Source organism: Aureimonas sp. AU40 (assembly GCF_001463785.1).
GTDB lineage: Bacteria > Pseudomonadota > Alphaproteobacteria > Rhizobiales > Rhizobiaceae > Aureimonas.
The window spans coordinates 41,419-59,990 of the sequence record NZ_BBWL01000042.1 but is presented as its reverse complement, the minus strand read 5'-3'; the positions used below and the strand labels follow the sequence as shown (position 1 = coordinate 59,990).

13 protein-coding genes are annotated in these 18,572 nt (G+C 65.9%); 8 read left to right on the top strand and 5 right to left on the bottom strand.

Going from position 1 to position 18,572, the window contains the following annotated elements; genetic code table 11:
- Positions 1 to 95: 95 nt before the first annotated feature.
- The 4 genes from AUL32_RS16340 (at position 96) to AUL32_RS16325 (ending at position 4,468) form a co-directional block, all read left to right on the top strand.
- The gene (locus AUL32_RS16340; RefSeq protein ID WP_062117057.1) at positions 96 to 1,280 is read left to right on the top strand and encodes an ABC transporter permease; all 1,185 of its coding nucleotides are present in this window, start codon (positions 96 to 98) and stop codon (positions 1,278 to 1,280) included.
- A complete protein-coding gene (locus AUL32_RS16335) occupies positions 1,261 to 2,103 on the top strand; it encodes an ABC transporter ATP-binding protein (RefSeq protein ID WP_061975859.1) in 843 nt (280 codons plus the stop codon). Before AUL32_RS16340 ends, AUL32_RS16335 begins: the two co-directional genes overlap by 20 nt.
- Positions 2,093 to 3,766, top strand: coding sequence for an MlaD family protein (locus tag AUL32_RS16330; RefSeq protein WP_062117054.1), 1,674 nt, complete (start codon positions 2,093 to 2,095; stop codon positions 3,764 to 3,766). The genes AUL32_RS16335 and AUL32_RS16330 overlap by 11 nt, the downstream gene beginning before the upstream one ends.
- A 102-nt stretch (positions 3,767 to 3,868) precedes the next feature.
- Positions 3,869 to 4,468 carry an ABC-type transport auxiliary lipoprotein family protein gene (locus tag AUL32_RS16325; protein WP_061975862.1) on the top strand — a complete coding sequence of 200 codons (600 nt, stop codon included), beginning with the start codon at positions 3,869 to 3,871 and terminating at the stop codon, positions 4,466 to 4,468.
- A gap of 434 nt (positions 4,469 to 4,902) precedes the next feature.
- Here the strand turns inward: AUL32_RS16325 and AUL32_RS16320 are convergent, their stop codons facing one another.
- Positions 4,903 to 12,042, bottom strand: coding sequence for a hypothetical protein (locus AUL32_RS16320; RefSeq protein WP_062117047.1), 7,140 nt, complete (start codon positions 12,040 to 12,042; stop codon positions 4,903 to 4,905).
- Positions 12,043 to 12,248: 206 nt separating this feature from the next.
- Here AUL32_RS16320 and AUL32_RS25290 point away from each other — a divergent pair, with 206 nt between their 5' ends.
- Both AUL32_RS25290 and AUL32_RS16310 read left to right on the top strand, forming a co-directional pair.
- Complete coding sequence (locus tag AUL32_RS25290) at positions 12,249 to 12,779, top strand: Hpt domain-containing protein (RefSeq protein WP_156421498.1); 531 nt, start codon at positions 12,249 to 12,251, stop codon at positions 12,777 to 12,779.
- Positions 12,780 to 12,810: 31 nt separating this feature from the next.
- Positions 12,811 to 13,131, top strand: a complete 321-nt coding sequence (locus tag AUL32_RS16310; protein ID WP_062117041.1) for a 2Fe-2S iron-sulfur cluster-binding protein — start codon at positions 12,811 to 12,813, stop codon at positions 13,129 to 13,131.
- Positions 13,132 to 13,158: 27 nt separating this feature from the next.
- On the opposite strand, the gene AUL32_RS16305 is transcribed toward AUL32_RS16310, so the two are convergent.
- Complete coding sequence (locus tag AUL32_RS16305) at positions 13,159 to 13,761, bottom strand: DUF922 domain-containing Zn-dependent protease (protein WP_082659748.1); 603 nt, start codon at positions 13,759 to 13,761, stop codon at positions 13,159 to 13,161.
- 126 nt (positions 13,762 to 13,887) lie between these two features.
- Between AUL32_RS16305 and folP the strand changes: the two genes are divergently transcribed.
- Together folP and folK are read left to right on the top strand one after the other, a co-directional pair.
- Positions 13,888 to 14,751, top strand: a complete 864-nt coding sequence (folP, locus tag AUL32_RS16300) for a dihydropteroate synthase (RefSeq protein ID WP_062117495.1) — start codon at positions 13,888 to 13,890, stop codon at positions 14,749 to 14,751.
- Positions 14,748 to 15,281 carry a 2-amino-4-hydroxy-6-hydroxymethyldihydropteridine diphosphokinase gene (gene folK, locus AUL32_RS16295; RefSeq protein WP_062117035.1) on the top strand — a complete coding sequence of 178 codons (534 nt, stop codon included), beginning with the start codon at positions 14,748 to 14,750 and terminating at the stop codon, positions 15,279 to 15,281. The genes folP and folK overlap by 4 nt, the downstream gene beginning before the upstream one ends.
- On the opposite strand, the gene AUL32_RS16290 is transcribed toward folK, so the two are convergent.
- The 3 genes from AUL32_RS16290 to AUL32_RS16280 all read right to left on the bottom strand — a co-directional run bounded on the left by AUL32_RS16290 (position 15,259) and on the right by AUL32_RS16280 (position 18,416).
- Positions 15,259 to 15,792 carry a hypothetical protein gene (locus AUL32_RS16290; RefSeq protein ID WP_061975873.1) on the bottom strand — a complete coding sequence of 178 codons (534 nt, stop codon included), beginning with the start codon at positions 15,790 to 15,792 and terminating at the stop codon, positions 15,259 to 15,261. The genes folK and AUL32_RS16290 overlap by 23 nt on opposite strands.
- A gap of 111 nt (positions 15,793 to 15,903) precedes the next feature.
- On the bottom strand, positions 15,904 to 16,962 hold the full coding sequence (locus AUL32_RS16285) for a YcjF family protein (protein ID WP_062117032.1): 1,059 nt from the start codon (positions 16,960 to 16,962) through the stop codon (positions 15,904 to 15,906).
- A complete protein-coding gene (locus AUL32_RS16280; RefSeq protein ID WP_062117028.1) occupies positions 16,959 to 18,416 on the bottom strand; it encodes a YcjX family protein in 1,458 nt (485 codons plus the stop codon). The genes AUL32_RS16285 and AUL32_RS16280 overlap by 4 nt, the downstream gene beginning before the upstream one ends.
- Positions 18,417 to 18,572 lie beyond the last annotated feature (156 nt).

The following is an 18,572-nucleotide window of genomic DNA, read 5'->3' as shown; positions in this document are numbered from 1 at the left end:
TATTCGGCGTCTGGCGCGAAGGCTAGGTGTCAACACGCGAAGTGGAAGAGCCTGGCTGGGCCATTCCCGCTCCATCACGGACTGAAACACCCGGCATGCTAGACAAACCAAAGCCTGACGAGCGAAGCGGACCGAGAGGCAACGAATCCTCTCCTCCGTCGATCGAGGCCGAAAAGGGCAAAGGCGGGATCGTCCTCAAACTGGGGGGCGACTGGCTGGCGCGCACGATCGGCACGATCGAGGACAAGATCGAGGAAACGAGCCGCGCCGACCTTGGCGGCACGGTGACGCTGGACTGTGGCGGCATCGGTCGCATGGACACGTCCGGCGCCTTCCTGATTGAGCGGCTGGCCCGCGAAATGGACGGCAAGGGCGGCAAGGTCGAGTTCCAGGGCGCCGAGAAGGACCAGACGCTGTTCGAGGCCGTGCGCAAGTCGCTCGACGTCAAGCGTCAGGCGCCGGCTCCCAAATCCACCAACCGTCTCACCGACTTCTTCGCCGCCATCGGCGAGAACATGTTCGCCATAGTCCGCGAAGTCGCGATGGGGCTGAACATCGTCGGCGCCGCGCTTTACGGCGCGGGCCGGCGCATGACCGGCCAGACGCAGATCCGCCCCGCCGCGATCGTCAACCAGATGGACCGCATGGGCGTTCGCGCCGTTCCGATCATCACGCTGATGAGTTTTCTGATCGGCGCTGTCATTGCGCAGCAGGGCGCCTTCCAGCTGCGCAATTTCGGCGCCGAAATCTTCGTGGTCGATCTCGTCGGCATCTTGCAGCTGCGCGAAATCGGCGTTCTTCTGACCGCCATCATGATCGCCGGCCGATCCGGCAGCGCTATCACCGCCGAGATCGGCTCGATGAAGATGCGCGAGGAGGTCGACGCTCTGCACGTCATCGGCCTTAACCCGATCGGCGTCCTGATCTTTCCGCGTCTCGTGGCGCTGGTGATCGTCCTGCCGCTCCTCGCCTTCATCGCCGACATCGCGGGTCTGCTGGGCGCGATCGTCGTCACCTGGATCTATTCCGGCATTCCCCCCGATGCCTTCATCACCCGGCTGCGCGGCGCCGTCGATGTCGCGACCGTCTTCGCCGGCCTGATCAAGGCACCGTTCATGGCCATCGTGATCGGCGTGGTCGCCTCCATGGAGGGCATGAAGGTCGGCGGCAGCGCCGAGAGCCTGGGTAAGCACGTCACGGCATCCGTCGTGAAGTCCATCTTCCTCGTCATCCTGATGGATGCCGTTTTTGCGATTTTCTATGCCGCCATCGGATACTGACAAGCGCGCTTCGGCCGACGACAAGGACATCATCATCCGCGCCACGGATGTGACGGTTCGCTTCGGCTCGAAGACCATTCTGGAAGGCCTGTCGCTCGACGTGCGGCGCGGCGAAATCCTAGGCTTCGTTGGCGCCTCGGGTACCGGCAAGTCCGTGCTGCTGCGCACGATCCTCGGTCTCAACCCCAAGCAGGGCGGCAAGATCGAGGTGTTTGGCACCGACTACGACAAGGCGAGCGAGGCCGAGCGCCTCGCCGTGGAACAGCGGTGGGGCGTCCTGTTCCAGCAAGGCGCGCTCTTCTCGTCGTTGACGGTCCTGGAGAACATCCAGGTTCCCATGCGCGAGTATCTCGACATCTCGCCCAAGCTCATGGAAGAGCTGGCGCGGCTGAAGATCGATCTGGTTGGGCTCGCACCGGACGCGGCGGAGAAGTTCCCCTCCGAGCTCTCGGGCGGCATGATAAAGCGCGCCGCGCTGGCCCGCGCCCTGGCGCTCGATCCCGACATTGTCTTCCTGGACGAACCCACTTCCGGCCTCGATCCGATCGGCGCCGCCGATTTCGACGAACTGATCATGACGCTGCGCGATACGCTGGGGCTCACCGTCTATATGGTGACCCACGATCTCGACAGCCTTTTCATGGCGTGCGATCGAATCGCGGTGCTCGGCAATAAGAAGGTCCTCGTGGAAGGCCCGCTCGAGACCATGCTCGAGAACGACGATCCCTGGGTGCGCTCCTATTTCCATGGCAAGCGTGCCCGCACCGTCGTGCCGAAGGACGAAAACCCGCATTATGCGGCAAAGGACAGTGATGGAAACTAGAGCGAACTATGTCCTCGTCGGCATCTTCACGGTTGTCGTCCTCGCGTTGAGCTTCGGCTTCGTCTACTGGTCCGCCAATGTCTCCGACCGGGACCAGCGCACGACGCTGCTGATCCGCATCGAAGGTTCGGTCTCCGGCCTCAGTCAGGGCAGCCAGGTTCTGTTCAACGGCCTGAATGTCGGCACGGTGCAGAGCCTGCGTATCGACCCCAACAATCCGCGTGTCGTGATCGCGACGACGCAGGTCGACCGCACGACGCCCATCACCACCTCCACCACCGCGACGATCGGCTTCCAGGGCCTGACGGGCATCGGCTTCATCGGCCTCACCGGCGGCAACGTCAACGATCGCAACATCCTGGCGTCGGCCTCCGAGCAGGGGACCACGCCGGTCATCCGCGCCAATCCGTCCGACGTCACCGACATTCTGGCGACAGCGCGCGACATCGCGGACCGGGCCAACAACATTCTTGGCGAGTTCGAATCGATCGTTCAGGCGGTCGGGCCGTCCGTTCGCACCACGGCCGAGAACGTCGCGCAGACCTCGACCAATGTTCGCACCTTCACGGACAGTCTGGCCGCGAACGCAGACCAGATCGACGACTTCCTCGGCAGCCTGGCGCGCCTGTCCACCAGCGCCAACAATGTCGCCGAGCGCCTGCCGCCGCTGATCGACCGGGTCGGCAATTTCATCGCCGCCCTCAACGTCGGCGCGGTGAACGACTCGATCCAGAACATCGCCGCCATTACGCAGACGGTGCGCGGCCAGACCGACAATGTCGTCACGGCTCTTCAGTCGATCGGCGACACGGCCCGCAGCCTGGGCTCGATCGGCGAAGTGATCCGGCAGAACACGCCGAGCGTCAACGCTTTCCTCGCGCGCCTCGATCCGATCAGCGATTCGGCGAACCGCGTGGCGCAGCGCCTCGACACCACGCTCGAGAACGTCAACCGCATTACGGCGTCGGTGAACCCCGACCAAGTGCGCTCCGTGGTCGACAACGTCTCGGGTTTCGCGGCCGCGCTGAATGGCCAGTCGAGCCGCATCGGCACGGTGGTCGCCGCCACCGACACGGTTCTCGCCACGCTGAACAACGCACTGACGGGCCTCAACGGGACGCGGGCGCGGGTGGATGGCCTCCTTGCGGGCGTGCGCGCCGACGACATCTCGCGTGCGGTCAACAACGTTTCCTCGGCCACGACCAATATTGCGAGCGCGGCGGACTCGGTGCGCGCCGTCGCCGACGACATCGGCAATCGTCGCGAGGATATCAACTCGATCATCACCAACACGCGCGACACGACGTCGAACCTGCGCACGGCTTCGGCCCAGGCGCAGACGCTCATCAGCTCGGTCAACAACCTCGTCAACAGCCCGGACGGGCAGGGCTTGACGGCTGAAGCGCGCGACACGCTGCGCACCATTCGCCAGACGGCGCAGACCATCCAGGCGGCGGTCGGTCCAATCTCTTCCAACCTCAACAGTTTCACGGGCCAGGGGCTGCAGGAAGCGCGCAACCTCATCCGCGAAGCGACGCGGGCGGTGACGCGGATCGAGCAGGCGGTTACCGATCTATCCGCCAACCCGAGCCGCATCATCTTCGGCGGCGACGGCGCCGGTGGTGGCGAAATTCGCCAGTTCGATGGCCGGGCCCGGCGCTGACGCTCCATTCCATAATTGCTCCGCCGGCTGATGCGAACGGTCGGCGGATCCCTTACCGTTCGAGCGGCACGGCCGCCTCTACCAACTCGCCGAGGATATAGGATGGCAGGCAAGGCCTCTCACAAGTTCGTTTCGGTCTCGCTCCTGGCCGTGCTCCTGTCGGGATGCGCGTCACTGAAGCAGCCGCCCGCGACCTTCGAACTTTCGGCTCCGGCGCCCGCCGTCAGCCGCAGCGCGGCGACCCGCGCTCAGATCCTCATCCCCGAGCCGACCGCCTCCAAGTCGCTCGACAGCCAGCAGATCGTTATCCGTCCGACACCGCAGACGATCGAAACGCTCGGCGCCAGCCAGTGGAGCGACCGTCTTCCGCGCCTCGTGCAGCTTCGCCTGCTTCAGGCGTTTCAGAACACGGGCCGTGTGGGTGCCGTCGGCGTTCCCGGCCAGGGCCTGGCGATCGACTATCAGGTCGTGACCGAGCTGCGCCGCTTCGAGGTGAGCGTTGAGGGCGGCGGCACGACCGCCGTGGTTGAGATCGCCGTCAAGGCGCTGAACGATCGCACGGGCGTCGTGCGCAGCACGCGCATCTTCCGCGGCACCGCTCCTGTCACTGCCGCCGGCAACCCGGCCTATGTCGCTGCGCTGGATCAGGCCTTCGGACAGGTCGCCGACGAGATCGTCGCCTGGACGCTGAAGCTGATCTGAGAAGACGGCATTCGGCATGAAAGAAAAAGCCCGCCTTCACGGCGGGTTTTTTTTTGTACCCGGTTGCCGGGTTGATGCTGATTGTGCTGCTCGCCATTCGAACCAAGGCCTCGTTCAGAAGGATGCCTAGCGAGCGTTGGTTTGGGGTGCACCGACGAGTTGTTCGTCGGTCGGATGTTGATCTCGAAGACTCGTCTCCGAGACCGGGGGTCGTTTAGCGCGCAGAACTCCGTCGGCCGGAAGGCCTCGCTTGCAGTGGGTCGATTGTCTCTCGGATAGGCCAGTCAATCTCCAAGCAGACCGACGTTTGATCCGCATCAGGAGCGAAGCGGTCATCCCGCGCATTCCGCCGGATCAATGTGGAACACCACCTGCCCAAACGAAAACGGGCGACCTTTCGGCCGCCCGTCCTCATGAATGGTTTAACCTTCGACTTACTCGAAGCGGCCTGAGGCGTGGGCCAGCATCGTGTAGACCTTGCCGGTGTCGGAGGTCAGGTAGCTCTTGCTCTTCGCGTTGTCGGGGTCGTTGCGCGACGCTTCCTGGAGCAGCATCTCGAAGTCGCCGATATAGCGATCGACCGCCGTCTTGAAGCTCGCGTCGCGCTGATACTTCCGACGAATCTCGTCGAAGGTCTGCTGGCCCTTCATCGTGTAGAGCCGGCGCGTGAAGACGTTGCGCTCGCCGTTGCGATAGCGATCCCAGAGTTCGACCGAGACGTTGTGGTCGATCGCCCGGGCGATATCCACCGACAGCGAATTCAGCGAGTCGACAACATGAGCTTGCGAACGCTCCGTACGGATCGGGGCTTCAGTTGCTGCTGGGATAGGGGCAGCGGCATCGTCCGACGCGGCGTCCTCTTCCTCTTGTGACGCGCGGCGGAGAAGGTCGGAGACCCAGCCGCCCTGGCGGTCGGCGTCATTGCCACCCGCGTCCGGGCGTTCCGGCGCGGCAGAGGGACGAAGCGGCGAATGGTCCGTGGCACGCGGCGCGGGAGCCGGAGCAGCGACCCGCGTTTCCACCATGCCGCGTGTGTCGCGGGCGAGATTGCCGTCACTCACGAAACCGCCAGCCATCTGAGCTTCGGTCTCGGTGCGCTGCGGCGCCTGAACGTGCTGCGCAGTGGCGGCAACCGGCGCGCGGGGCGCACGCGCCTCGCTGGAGCGTGCGGTCAGTGCGGCCGCCGAGCGCCCGGCGCCGGCATCCGGGGTGCGAACGTCCAGAGAGCGGCCCGATTGCGTGACGATGTCGGTGAGTTCGCGCAGGGCGCGGATCTGGTCCGACACGGCACGGCGCATGGCCCGCGTGCTTTCCTTCGTCTCCTCGGGAAGCTCGAAGACGCCCTTGCGGATTTCCGAACGCGCGTTCTCAAGTTCGCGGCGAATGTCGGCGGCGGCGCGGTGCATGTCCGTCGTCGCGCTGCCGAAGCGCTGGGTCGCCTCTTCCACTACGCCCCGGATCGTCTCGCGAACTTGGCCAGCGGCGGCGGCAGAGCGACGCTCGGTTTCCTCCAAATGACGACCCGCTTCGTCCAGCGAGGCGGTGAGTTCGCCGCTGATCGTCTCGACCACCGACTGCGAGCGACGCTCGGCTTCGGCGAAGAGGCGATCCACCACGCCCTCGAAGGAGAGGAGCATGCGACCGACATCGTCGGAGCGCGTCGCCAGACCGCTGGCCAGCTGCTCCAGACCCTCGCGGCGACCTTCCAGCGTTTCCTGCAGGTTGGACTGCGTGGAGTCGAGAAGAACGGCGGCCTCGGTCAGCATGCGCTCATGCTCGCCGAGCTTTTCGCCCAGCGTCGAGAGACGTTCCAGGGCCTGCGCAGTGGTGTCGTCCATGCGAACGACGTTCCGCTCCAGGCGCTCGGACGAGGCGGCGATCTCGCCGCCGACGCGGTCCGCCTCGTCGCGGAAGCGGGCGCCCGTTTCGTTGAGGGCCGATTCGGCGCGGCCCATGTTCTTGGCTGCATCGTCCAGCAGGCTGCGCAGCGCCGAGTTGCCGCTTTCCAGACGCTCGGCGATGGCGCCGATGTCGCGGCCGAGAAGCTCGCGAGCATCGGAGATGGAGGAGGTGAGCGAACCGGAGCGATCGTCCAAAGCGGCCAGGAGGCCTGAGGACGAGACGCCGAGATGCTCGACCGTCTCCTCGGCGCGGCGAACGAAGTCAGCCACGATCGCGTCGTTCTCGCTGCGCAGACGCTCGGCGACCTGACGGGCCGCCTGTTCCAGCGCTTCCACCGCCTGCGATCCCGTCGCGGAAAGGCGATCCACGATCGGACGGGTTTCGGTGTCGATGAGATGCGCAATCTCGGAGTTGCGGCTGGCCAGCAATTCAGCCAGCTCGCGGGTGCGGTTGCCCATGGCGTCGCCCACGGCTCCGGCGCGCTCCACCAGATGGTTCTCGGTCTGGCTGACGCGCTGCGCCAGTTCGTTGCCGAAGAGGCTGGTCGATTCCGCGATCTGCTCGCGAATGCGATCGGCTTCCACGCGGATGGCTGTGGCGACGCCCGAAAGGCGCTGCGTGATCTCCGAGCCTTCCGCCATGAGGTTTTCGCGGGCGGCCTGCGCGTCTCGTAGGATGGTGCCCGAGAGCTCCGAAGCGTCGCCGCGCATGGTTCCGGTGACGGAGACGATCTCGTTGCGGATCAGCTCTGCGGCTTGGGCGATTTCGGCCCGCAGCACCGAAGCCGACTGGGTGAGATCCTCGCGAACGCCATCCGTGGTTCCGTCCAGAACCTGCGACAGCTGAACCGACAGGCCAGCGAGTTCAGCCGCAAAGCGGGCCGCGCGTTCGTCCAGCGTCGAGGACGAGCGGTCCGTCTCGCCGCGAATGAGGGCGGCCGCATCTTGCACGCGGCTCGCGAAGCTCTCGGCATCGCCGGAGAGGCGATTGCGCGCGGCTTCCGCCTGCTCGCTCATTGAGAGGGCGACGGCATCGAGCTCTTCCGACAGACGCAGGGCCTCGGCGGCCAAGCGCTCGCGGGTTTCGCCGGCGCCGGTCTGCAGACGGTCGGTCGCCTGGGCGACTTCCTCGACGATGCGGCGTGCCTGCTCGGATACTTCCTGCTGCAGACGGTCCGTTTCGCCGCGCATGGCACTGGCCACGGAGCCGACCTGTTCGGCGATCCGCCCCGCATCTTCCAGCAGAAGGCGGCGCGACGTCTCGCCCGCTTCGTTCAGATGGCCGCTGGCGTTCTGGAACTCGGCGACGATGGCAGCGGCCTGCTCGGCCACCTCGCGGCGCACGACGTCCGAGTTCTCGCGGATCTGGATCGCGGCGCTCGCGACTTCCTCGCGAATCTGGTTGGCGTCGGCGGCGAACTGTTCGCGCGTCTGGTTTCCAACGATGCGCAGCTTGTCGGCCGCCCCTTCGAAGTCGGACGAGAGCGCCACGGCCTGATCGGCCACCACGCGACGAGCCGTTTCGGCGTCCTGGCGAAGCCGCTCGGCCATGTCTTCCAGACCACCGGCGAACTCGTTGGCGACGAGAGCCAGACGCTCGCGGGCGGCTTCGGCTTCGGCCCGCATGGCGAGCGACGCGCCGCCGATCTGCGTGGTGAAGCTATTGCCTTCTAGAGCCAAGGCCTCACGGACCTCTTCGGCGTCGGTCCGCATGCGGCCCGCGACGTCGGCCACCGTGCGGCCCAGCGTTTCCGCCTCGTTGGCGAAGCGCTGACGCGCTTCCTCGCTGAGGTTGCGGATGGCCTCGGCGGAGGCGGCGATGCCTTCGGCGACGCGCTCGCTCTCGCCCGTCAGCTCGCTGCGAGCCATGGCCGAGACATCCTGCACGGACTGGGAAACGGCGCGGATCCGATCCTCGAACTTCGCGACCTCCTCGGCGAACTGCCCCCGAGCCTCTTCGGAGGAAGCACGGAAAACGCTGCCGAGCTCGCCGATGACGATGGCGATCTTCTGTGTCTCGCTTTCCAGGCCGGAGCGGGCGCGGTCGGCTTCCTCGCCCATCGTGGCCGTCGCGGCGACGATCGAGTCGCGCAGCGTGTCGGCGATGTGGGCGGCGCGGCCGGTCAGGGTGCGCTCAACATTGGCGAGACCCCGCTCGAGGGTGGAGGTCATCGACTCCGTGCGCTCGTCGACGGCGAGCGCCAGCGTGACGACGCCGGCTTCCAGGGCCGCGACGATTTCCTCGCGCTTGGCTTCCAGCGAGCGAGTGACATTGCCCGTGCTCTGTTCCAGCACGCGGCGAACGTCGTCCGCCCGGTCGCCCAGCGTGGCCGCCAGCGAGCTGGCGACGTCTTCGATCGCGGAGGTCAGGTTCTCGCGGCGCTCGTCCATCGCGGCGGCGAGCTGGCCGTCGGATTCCAGAAGGGCTTCGCGCAACGATGCGATGCGCTGGTCGAGGGTCTGGGCGATGGCCGTGTGGCCCTTGTCCAACTCCTCGCCGAAGCGGACGGTGCGGTCCTGCAGATCGGTCAGGAGCGAGGACTGAGAAGCGTCGGCCAGCTCTCGCATGGCGATGACGCGCTCGTCCAGCCCGTCGAGCAGCGCGAGACGCGCGGTCTCCACGCTGTCGCGCAGCTGCGTGCCACGGCCGTCGAGGCCTCCCAGAAGCGAGGCCAGGGCATTCTCGACCGCCGTGAGGATGGTCCGAGCGCTCTGGTCGGCCTCGGTGGAGAAAGCGCCACTGCGCTGCTCCAGGCTGCCGACCAAGCTGTCGCGTGAGGCTTCGATGACGCCGCGCAGGTCGTCGACGCGCGCCTTCAGGTCGCCCGCGATGCGCTCGACCGTGCCTTCGAAGGCCGCCTCGACGCCGGAGGTCTGGAGTTCGAGCCCGGCGAGGAAGGCCTGACGGCGATCGTCGCCCATGGCGAGAACCGCTTCGAGGCGGCCGATCACGTCTTCACCGACTCGAGCGGTGTAGAGCTCCAAGGATTCGGACAGACGCTCTCCGCTGGCGCGCACGAAGGCCTCGCTCGCCGAAAGGCGATCGGACAGGCCGGTGGCGATGGCATTGGAGCGCTCGTCCAAGTCGTCGAGCAGGCGTGCCGAACGCTCGGCGATCAAATCCTGCAGGGTCGCGGTGCGCTGGTCGAACGAACCGGCGAGACCGCGCGAATGCTCGTCGAGCACCACGTTGATCGCGTCGCGCTTCTCGGCGAGCAGAGCGTTGATGCGGGTCAGACGATCGTCAAGATCGGTCCCGAGCAGGGCACGGCCTTCCTCGAGAAGGCGACCGACCTTGTCCGCATGCGTTTCCAGCGACTGGCGGATTTCGATCGCCTTGCCGTCGGCGCTTGCGGCCAAGCGCGTGTCGGCCCCGTCCAAAGCGCCTTCGATGCGCGTGACGCTGGTGTCGAGCGCCTGGGTGATGGCGTTGCCGCGCTCCTCCAGCGTGGCGGCCAGAGACTGCTGAGCGAAGGCGAGAGACGTGTCGATATCGGCGGCGCGGTCGTTCAGGACCGAGCCGAGCGTGCCGATCCGCTGCTCGAACGTGTTGCGGAGTTCGTCCGTCTGCGACTGGAACACCGCATCGACATTGGCGACGGCGTCGCTGGCCGTCCGTGCGATCGTCGCCTGGCCCGAAGCGAAGGCACGCCCGATCTCGCCGGTGCGCTCGCTAAGCACGTTGGCGAACTCGCCCGTGCGCTCACGCAGAGCTTCGGAGATCCGGTCGGCGGACCGGTCGATCGCCGCAGCGCGATTCTCGATCGACGTGACCAGCGCCGCGCCCTTGCCGGACAGGGCCTCTTCGAGCTGAGCCAAGCGCTCGTCGAACCGGCCGAGAATGTCGGCGTTGCGGTCCGACAGAAGGGCGGTGGCGCGCTCGATGCGGGCGTCGAAACCCTCGTCCATCAGGCCGATGAAACGCTGCGCCTCGTTGGACAGGCGCTCGACGCGATGGTCGAGATTCTCGGCGAGCGAACCCACCAGCGCCTGGCCGTCGGCGCGCATCCGCTCCGAGCGGCTGTCGAGCGTTTCGGCAACGCTTTGGTCGAACTGCGCGCTCTCGGCTGCAAGGCGCTCGGCGCGCTCAGACAGGACGCGTAGGACCGTCTCGTTGGATTCGGCCAGCCGCGTGCTGGTTTGATCGTTGATGGTGGAGACGTGCTGAAGAAGTTCGGCGGAGCGGGCTTTCAGCGCGTCCATCTGCTCGGCCAGAGAACGAGCAATGTCGTCGCCGGTCTGGCGAAGCTGGCCGGTCGTGGCCTCGGCAGTCTGATTGATGCGCTCCACAATGTTGGTGCTGCTGCCCTGCAGGGCACCGTCGACTGCGCGGCTGCGCTCGTCGAACATTTCCATCATGGCGCGGCTGCGCTCGTCATAGGCGCGGGCGATCTCGGCGCTGCGATCGTCCAAGAGCGCGTTGAGGCGGGCGGAGGCTTCCTCGACCTGCGACAGGATACGCGTGGAAACGCCGTCTACATCGCCGACAAGCCGGTCATGCGAACCGACGATCGAACTGCGCAGGCGCTCGGCATGCGAAAGCATGGCTTCGCGCTCGGAGCCGAGATCGGCCACGAGCGAACGGATCTTCACCTCGTTGTCGGCATAGGCGCGCTCGAGCGAGGAGACCTCGGCGTTCACAAGGCCTTCCAACTCGCTCATGCGGGCCAGCGCGCGTTCGACGCCTTCGCCAAGCACCGCGACTTCACGCCGAACGGCCTGTCCGACGCTGGTGACGCGCTCGGAGGCAAGGCTCTCCGGCTCGGCCAGACGCAAGGCAACCTCGGCGAGGGAGCGGCTCATCAGGCGCAGATCCTGCGACCGGCGAACCATGACGGAGAAGCCCATAATGAGCAGCGGCGGAAGAGCGATCGCGGCCGCGAGCGGCGCCAGAAGCGGAACGATATTGGCGGTGAGGCCGGGTTCGCTTGTGAGGAAGGAATAGGATGCGGAGGCCGAAAGGGCGGCCCAGCCTGCGGCGATGACGCCGCCGATCACGAGCGGGCGGTTCGACGAGCGGCGGCTGAGAAGCGCGTCCGCCATGACGGCGGCCGAGCGCTGCTCGTCGTTCGCGACATCGCTCTTGAAGTCGCGGGCCGGGCGAGCGGGCGCTTCCGCCAGGGGCGCGGCGGCGGAGCGACGCGCATCGCCGGTGGGCTGCGCCGGGGTGCGCGAGCGCCGCTCGGAACGAAGGCGCGAGCTGGCATCCGCCGCAGCCAGAACGGCCGGCGAGGTGGCCTCGGCAACTTCCGGCGAGACCTCAGCCGCTGCCGCAGGGCGCGACGCGGGCGCTTCGCTGCGAAGACCGGCGTCAGCCTGGCTCAAGGGCGCCTGTGCTACGAAGGGCTCGTCCTCGAAACGGAAATCGTCGAGGTTCGGCATCAGGTCGTCATGGTCGGGTGTCGTTGCGGCGGCCGCAGCTGGTGTGTCCAAGCCGGCGTCCTGACGCAGGGCGCGCGTCGCCTCTTCCACGCTGCGGTCGAAATCGCTCAAGGCGAACTCGATCGAGATGTCCTCGGCCTTGAGGGTCTGCTTCTCGACATGGCCTTCGGCCTTGCCCGACAAGCGATCCGCTTCGCCGTCCGACCGCAGGAAGTCTTCGTTCTGAAGCGCCGCCTCCAGTTCGTTGACCGCTTCCTCGGAAAGCTGTTCGGCCGTCTTGATCTTCGACATCGTGCGCCGCGCCTCGATACTCGTTACATTGGGTTCCTGCGGGCAGGGCGGTCATGTCGGAAACATGTCCGTAGCCTGCCTCAAGAACCACGCCACCCTCCTGCCACCGTTTGGGCGGCAGGAGGGCATGGTCCCTGCTCTTAAAGTAAATAGAGGAGCGTCGGAAGGGAACCGGAAAAGCGGGCGAAACCTACAAGTTTAAACATTTGGTTAACGCCCTTTCATATCTTGATAAACGGAAGTCGGTTTCGGCCTCGAAATTCGACCGGATCTCTCGTTCACGGATCGACCTTGACCAATCCGCGATAAGCTCACCATTCCAAATCCGAACGAATTTTAATTTTCCCCCGGTTTCTCAACACATTCGCTGCTCCTTGGACTTCCCTTCGACCGTGTCTCAGACTCCCGGAACCCTGCCAAACCTGGATCGCCGGCTTCTTCTTCTCCATTGCGGCGGGGATAAAAGCTTAGCGCGCGAGATCCTGGACCTCATGCTGAGCCAGATCCAAACGGCGCGGCGCATTCTCTCTGATGCCGATCCGGCGACCCGCGTTTTCATCGCCCACGGCCTCAAGGGCGCGGCGCGCAATTGCGGCGCCTCGGCTTTGGCGCAGGCGGCAGACGAATTGGAAAGCGATCCGTCGAGCGAAAAGGCCGCAGCAGGCCTTGCCGCCGAACTCACGACCTTGGAGGGGATCCTTCGCGGCGAAGACGAGCGGAGAAGCGTCGGCGGTTGACCTCTCGCGCCCACGGGTCTACCCGACAGCCATGACAGCGATCGTATTCATTGCCCATGACGGCACCCGCTACGAGATCGATGCCGCCAACGGTTCGAGCGCAATGGAGAACGCCGTTCGCAACGACGTTCCTGGCATCGACGCCGATTGCGGCGGTGCCTGCGCCTGCGCCACCTGTCACGTCTATGTCGAGGAGGCGTTCCTGCCGCTGCTTCCCCAAATGGAAGCGATGGAGGAGGACATGCTGGATTTCGCGATCGACGTGCGCGCCAATTCGCGCCTTTCTTGCCAAATCCGTGTTCGCCCGGACCTCGATGGGCTCACGCTCTGTGTGCCGGAACGACAGCCCTGAGGCATCGTCCCGGCGAATGGATCGACGTTACCGAGCGGCGAGGCGGCTCATGCTCTCGTCCAGCTTTCGCTTGAGCCGTGCGTCGATCCGCTTCGCTTCAGCGGCGTCGAACGCCAGCTGATCGGCATCGTGATGCTTGATCATGGCGCGGATTTCGGCGTTGGCCCGCGACTCCATCAAACTGCAATTGGCCTCGGCGGGAAGCGAGCGGATTTTGTCCTCGATGCGCTTCAGCCAGGACTTGGCGATATGGGCGTGCTCGGCCTCATGGGTCGCGATGTCGTCGCGAAGGGTCTTCCAGAGAACCCGTGTCTCGCGGGTGCTGTTGGAGGGCGCGGACCAGCGAGGGAGCGTCGTGCGCAGGTCGAGCTTCACGCGCGCCTGACCGATACGGCAGCCTCCCGGAACGGCCTTATAGCTCGTATCGGACTTGAAGGAGACTTCGGTGGAGCCGGCATGGCGGTCACCTCCGCCGATGTCGGGACCCTTCATGCCGAGCTGGCGGTTCAGCTCGTCGAAGCTCTTGCCGCTCACCATGAAATAGGTAGTGTGCTCTCGAATCTCGCCCGAAAGAGCCGGCCCTGCCGACAGGGCGCCGAAGACGATGCATAGGGCGAGACTACGTTTCATGCCATGCTCCCAGCTGCTTGAAACTTGCGCGCCCTACGCTATCCGAACATCGACGCGGCACAAGCCGGTTTCGTTAGGAATTTCTTGCGTGTTGTTGATTTCCCCTCAGTCCGGGTCTTCCTCGTGATCGATCCCTCAGCCTTCGCGAGTCGAGTCTGGCTGCTGGCGCATGGGCGCCGAATCGAGCTCGGGCCGCGTTCCGTGCTGATGGGCATCCTCAACGTGACACCGGACAGCTTCTCCGACGGCGGTCTTTATCGCGGCGACGTGACGCAGGCCGTGGAAGCGGGTCTGCGGCTGGTGGAGGAAGGAGCGGAGATCATCGACATCGGCGGGGAGTCGACGAGGCCCGGCGCCGTGCCAGTGACGCAAGAGGAAGAGCTGGCCCGTGTCCTGCCGGTGATCGAGGCGCTTATGAAGCGCTCCGACTGCCTGATCTCCATCGACACCTATCGCAGCACCACGGCCCAGGCCGCCGTGGAACGCGGCGCCCATATCGTGAACGATGTCTGGGGCGCGCAGCGCGACCCTGCAATCGCCGGCGTGGCGGCAGAGACCGGCGCCGGTCTCTGCCTGATGCAGACGGGACGCGAGCGGGAGCGGCTGCCGGACGTGATCGCGGACCAGGTGCAATTCCTAGCTACCTCGCTCGCGATCGCCTCCGAGGCAGGTGTCGCCCCGTCTCAGATTGTTCTCGATCCGGGCTTTGGATTTGCAAAGGACGGATCTGAAAATCTGGAGCTGATGATGCGGTTGGCGCAGCTTCGCCGGCTTGGCCATCCGCTTCTGGTCGGCACCTCGCGCAAGCGCTTCGTCCGCGGGACGCTTCTTCACGAGGCGGGCGACGCGGATGCGGCGACGGCGGCGACCAGCGTGCTGCTTCGCGAACGCGGTGCGGCTATCTTCAGGGTCCATAAGATCGGCCCGACGCGTGACGCCCTGGCGCTGACCGACGCCGCGCTGGCGACCGTTCTGGGAGCGCGATCGTGAGCCAGGCCTGGATCGGGCTCGGTGGCAATCTCGGGGACCCGCTGCGCCAGATGGCGGAGGCACTTCGGCGTTTGGATGCAGGCCCGGACATGTCGGTCGAAATCGTCTCGCCGGTCTATCGAACACCGCCTTGGGGCAAGACCGATCAGCCGGATTTTTTGAACTGCTGCGCTGGACTGCGCACGTCCTTGGACGCGGACAGCTTGCTGATGCTGTGCCTTGCGACCGAGCGGGCGCTTCATCGCGAGCGGAACGAGCGCTGGGGGCCTCGAACGATCGACATCGATCTTCTCGATCACGATGGCACCAGAATGCGCACGGACAGTCTGGAACTGCCGCATCCGCGTCTGACGGAACGCGCCTTCGTTCTCGTGCCGCTGGCCGAGATCGCGCCCGATCTGCAAATCGCCGGAAGGCGCGTGCAGGATTTACGCGCCTTAGTGGAAACGGGCGGGATCGAGCTGTTCCAGCCCGGCGGGGATTGGTGGCGGCAGGAGGAGCCGAGCGTCAGTCGATCGACGCGCGCTTGACGCTCTCGTCGCGCTTCAACTGCATGCCGATCACCGGCACGAGTTCGTTGGCGACCTGCACCGAGATCGTCACCTGGAGCTTTTCCTTGTCCTTGCCGTCGAGGCGGGCGACCATCGCGCCCTTGAGCTGCTTGCGGTCGAGCCCGACGACGATTTTGTCGCCCGAAACGTCACCCGACACGATGTCGAGGCCCTTGCCGGCGGAGCCGTCCAGGAATGAGCCCTTGTAGGATGAGCCGCCCTTGATGAAGGTCGCGGTCATCGGCTGCGAGAACATGCCGACGCGGCAGGTCCCGTCGAGCGACATGCCGACGTCTTTGGCGGTCTTGGCGCCGCTGAGGTCGCAGACGAATTTGGTGCCCTTGTACTTGCCGGCGACGATCTCGCCCGGACCGACCCAGCGCCCGAAGACACTTTGGAAAAAGGCCTCGTCCTTATCGGCGGCGGATGCCGGGACGGCAACGCCGGACAGAACCAGAAGCGCGAGGCTGGCAGCGAAGGGGCGAACCATGGTGGACCTTCCGGCACGTGCGGGATGCGGATCGATGGTCCTTTTATCACGCCGGAGGGTTAATCAAATCTTTCTCGTAACGGCTCCGCAACCGGATGTTGCGGGAAGGTCTCACCGCCCACTTAGTCCGGTAGCAGGGGAGAGGTCGCGGAGGAAATCGCCGATCTTCGGCCGCTGGACGGACAGGAACGGCAGAGGTCGGCACAAGTCCATGGCTGCAAGACCGACCCGCGCGGTCAGGAGGCCGTTGACGACGCCTTCGCCGAGTTTGGCCGAGAGGCGCGCGGCCAAACCGTGGCCCACCACCTGTTGCACGACGCTGTCGCCCACCGCGATCGAACCGGTCACAGCCAGATGCGCCAGAACGTCGCGCGTCAGGCGAATGAGCCCGATCGTGCCGGGACGCGCCCCGTAGAGTTCCGACACCATGCGGATCAGGCGCAGTGTTTCGAACAGGACGAAGGCGAGATCGACGATGGCGCGCGGGCTCACCGCCGTCACCACCGAGACGCGCTTCGAGGACGCCAGCACCAGGGCCCGCGCCTTGGCGTCGAGGGGAAGCAGCAGCTCGCGTTCGGCAAGGCCGATCATGTCCCGCCCGTCGATCACATCGTCGGCCGTGGCGCGCATCCGCTCGCGGCCGCTGGCCGTATCCGGCCGCTCCGAGAGGATGGAGACGAGGCGGGAGACGACGGCGCGAGCCTCACGCTCGTCGTCGGTACGGAACGCCTCCATCCCGTCTCGCCGTTCGCGCTCCACGACATTGAGGCGCAGCAGCCCCCTGATCTCTCGGCCGACGACGCCGAACAGTCCGAGGAGCGCGGCCGCCGTGAGGCTGAGCGCAACCCAGCCCAGCCAATCCGCTCGCGTGAAGAGATCGCGGATAAAGGCATCGAGCGCCAGACCGAAGGCCAGCGAGACGATGGCACTGAGCGCGCCGAGGAAGAGCTTGCCGAAGGAGAAGCCGGAGCGTCGTCGCGCGGTGGCGGCGGGTGCATCCAGCGCTTCCAACGCCGCTTCTTCGAGCGCCTCGTCTGGCTCGATCTGGACGCGCGCAAGGTCCGGGATGGCGCGGGGCGCCCGCTCAGGGTCAGCCGGCTTGGTCGGCGCCTGCACCGGCGGCACGTCCAAGCGGAAGGCGGCCGGTCGACGCGGATTGTCCTCGCTCATGCCAGACGATCTCCCAGAAGAAACTGCATCGCCCGGTCGAGGCGGATATGGGGCAGCGACAGGGTGAGCCCGTCCTCGGTGCGCTCCAGCCGGGGCGGCCGAAACCGCACGAAGGTGACGGGCGGACGACGCGCGCCCTGGCCCTGCGGCTCACGCAGGAGCCGACCGGGATCGCTCGGCAGATCGCCGGGGAAGACGGCGGTTTCGGTCTCGCCATCGAAACGCTCGTCACCGATCCGTTCGCCGGCCAGCGGCGTGCCGACGATCACCGGCAGCGTGTCGCCGCGATCCGTCACGCTCGCTTCGCGCGTGGCGCGGATTGCGGCCATGGCGATCACGTCGGTCTCGGCGCCCGAAAAGTCCGCGCGGGCGACGGCATCCTGCACCAGCCGCCGAACGATATTCTCCAGCTTCTGATGATCGCCCCGATGCAGATGATCGGCCTTGGTGGCGGCCACCAGAATCCGATCGATGCGTCGCGTGAGGAACGATCCCAACCAACTGGCGCGACCGGGCCGAAAACAGGAGAGAATGTCGCTGAGCGCGATCTCCAGATCGCGCACCGCCTCGGGGCCTGCGTTGATCGCCTGTAACGCGTCGATCAGGAGAATCTGGCGATCGAGCCTTGCGAAATGCTCGCGAAAGAAGGGCTTCACGACAACCGACTTGTAGGCCTCGTAGCGCCTTGCATGCAACGCGCCGAAACTGCCCTTTTCATAAACCGCGCCGAGCTCGACCGGCAGCGGCGCGAATGTCAGTGCCGGCGAGCCTTCGAGATCGCCGGGCATGAGGAAGCGCCCCGGCGGGAGGGTCGACAGGGCGGTGCGGTCGGCCCGGCAGGCCCGGAGATAATCCGCGAAACTCGCGGCGAGCCGTACGCTGGTCGGCTCGTCGGCCGGGGCGTTCAGATCTATCGTTTCCACGAGTTGGAGAAAGGGGCGGGCCATCTCCGCGCGAGACGGCAGCTTGGCGCGTTCGAGAGACTCGCTGGAGAACTGCTCGAAGCTCTTGTCGATTAGGGGAAGGTCGAGCAGCCATTCGCCGGGATAGTCGACGATATCGAGCGACAGCTTGCCGGCGGAAAAGAAGCGTGACCAGCCCGAAGCCGACTCGTATTCGATCGTGAGCCGCAGCTCGGAGATCGCCCGCGTCGACTGCGGCCAAAGCCGATCTTCCAGAATGGCACGCAGATGCTCCTCGTACTGGAAGCGGGGCACCGCGTCGTCCGGCTGTTCCTCCAGATAGGCCCGGCTGATGCGCCCTCCCGCCCGCGCCTGAAACAGCGGGAGACGCCCGCCATGCACGAGATTATGGACGAGCGAAGTGATGAACACCGTCTTGCCCGCGCGCGACAAGCCGGCCACGCCCAGCCGCAATGTTGGGTGAAACAGGCCGGCGCTCCGATCGGCCAAATTGTCGAGAACGATTCGTGCTTCGTCGGCGAAGGAACTCATAGGCGGAGCAGCGGCCTCGGTGATGATCTGCCGCCTATATAAGAGAGGAATCGTCCCACAAAACCTCGCGAACGGTATGATTATCGCTGAAACCGGTGATTCTCATGCCGTTGGCGGGAGGCAGGTTCGAAAAGGGCGAGGCGAGGACAACTACAG

Coding starts and splice junctions, on each gene's coding strand:
- AUL32_RS16280 (WP_062117028.1), bottom strand. CDS start 18,416: ATGAGTTCCTTCGCCGACGAAGCACGAATCGTTCTCGACAATTTGGCC.
- AUL32_RS16335 (WP_061975859.1), top strand. CDS start 1,261: ATGCCGCCATCGGATACTGACAAGCGCGCTTCGGCCGACGACAAGGAC.
- AUL32_RS16330 (WP_062117054.1), top strand. CDS start 2,093: ATGGAAACTAGAGCGAACTATGTCCTCGTCGGCATCTTCACGGTTGTC.
- AUL32_RS16310 (WP_062117041.1), top strand. CDS start 12,811: ATGACAGCGATCGTATTCATTGCCCATGACGGCACCCGCTACGAGATC.
- AUL32_RS16320 (WP_062117047.1), bottom strand. CDS start 12,042: ATGTCGAAGATCAAGACGGCCGAACAGCTTTCCGAGGAAGCGGTCAAC.
- AUL32_RS16305 (WP_082659748.1), bottom strand. CDS start 13,761: ATGAAACGTAGTCTCGCCCTATGCATCGTCTTCGGCGCCCTGTCGGCA.
- AUL32_RS16325 (WP_061975862.1), top strand. CDS start 3,869: ATGGCAGGCAAGGCCTCTCACAAGTTCGTTTCGGTCTCGCTCCTGGCC.
- AUL32_RS16340 (WP_062117057.1), top strand. CDS start 96: ATGCTAGACAAACCAAAGCCTGACGAGCGAAGCGGACCGAGAGGCAAC.
- AUL32_RS16285 (WP_062117032.1), bottom strand. CDS start 16,962: ATGAGCGAGGACAATCCGCGTCGACCGGCCGCCTTCCGCTTGGACGTG.
- AUL32_RS16290 (WP_061975873.1), bottom strand. CDS start 15,792: ATGGTTCGCCCCTTCGCTGCCAGCCTCGCGCTTCTGGTTCTGTCCGGC.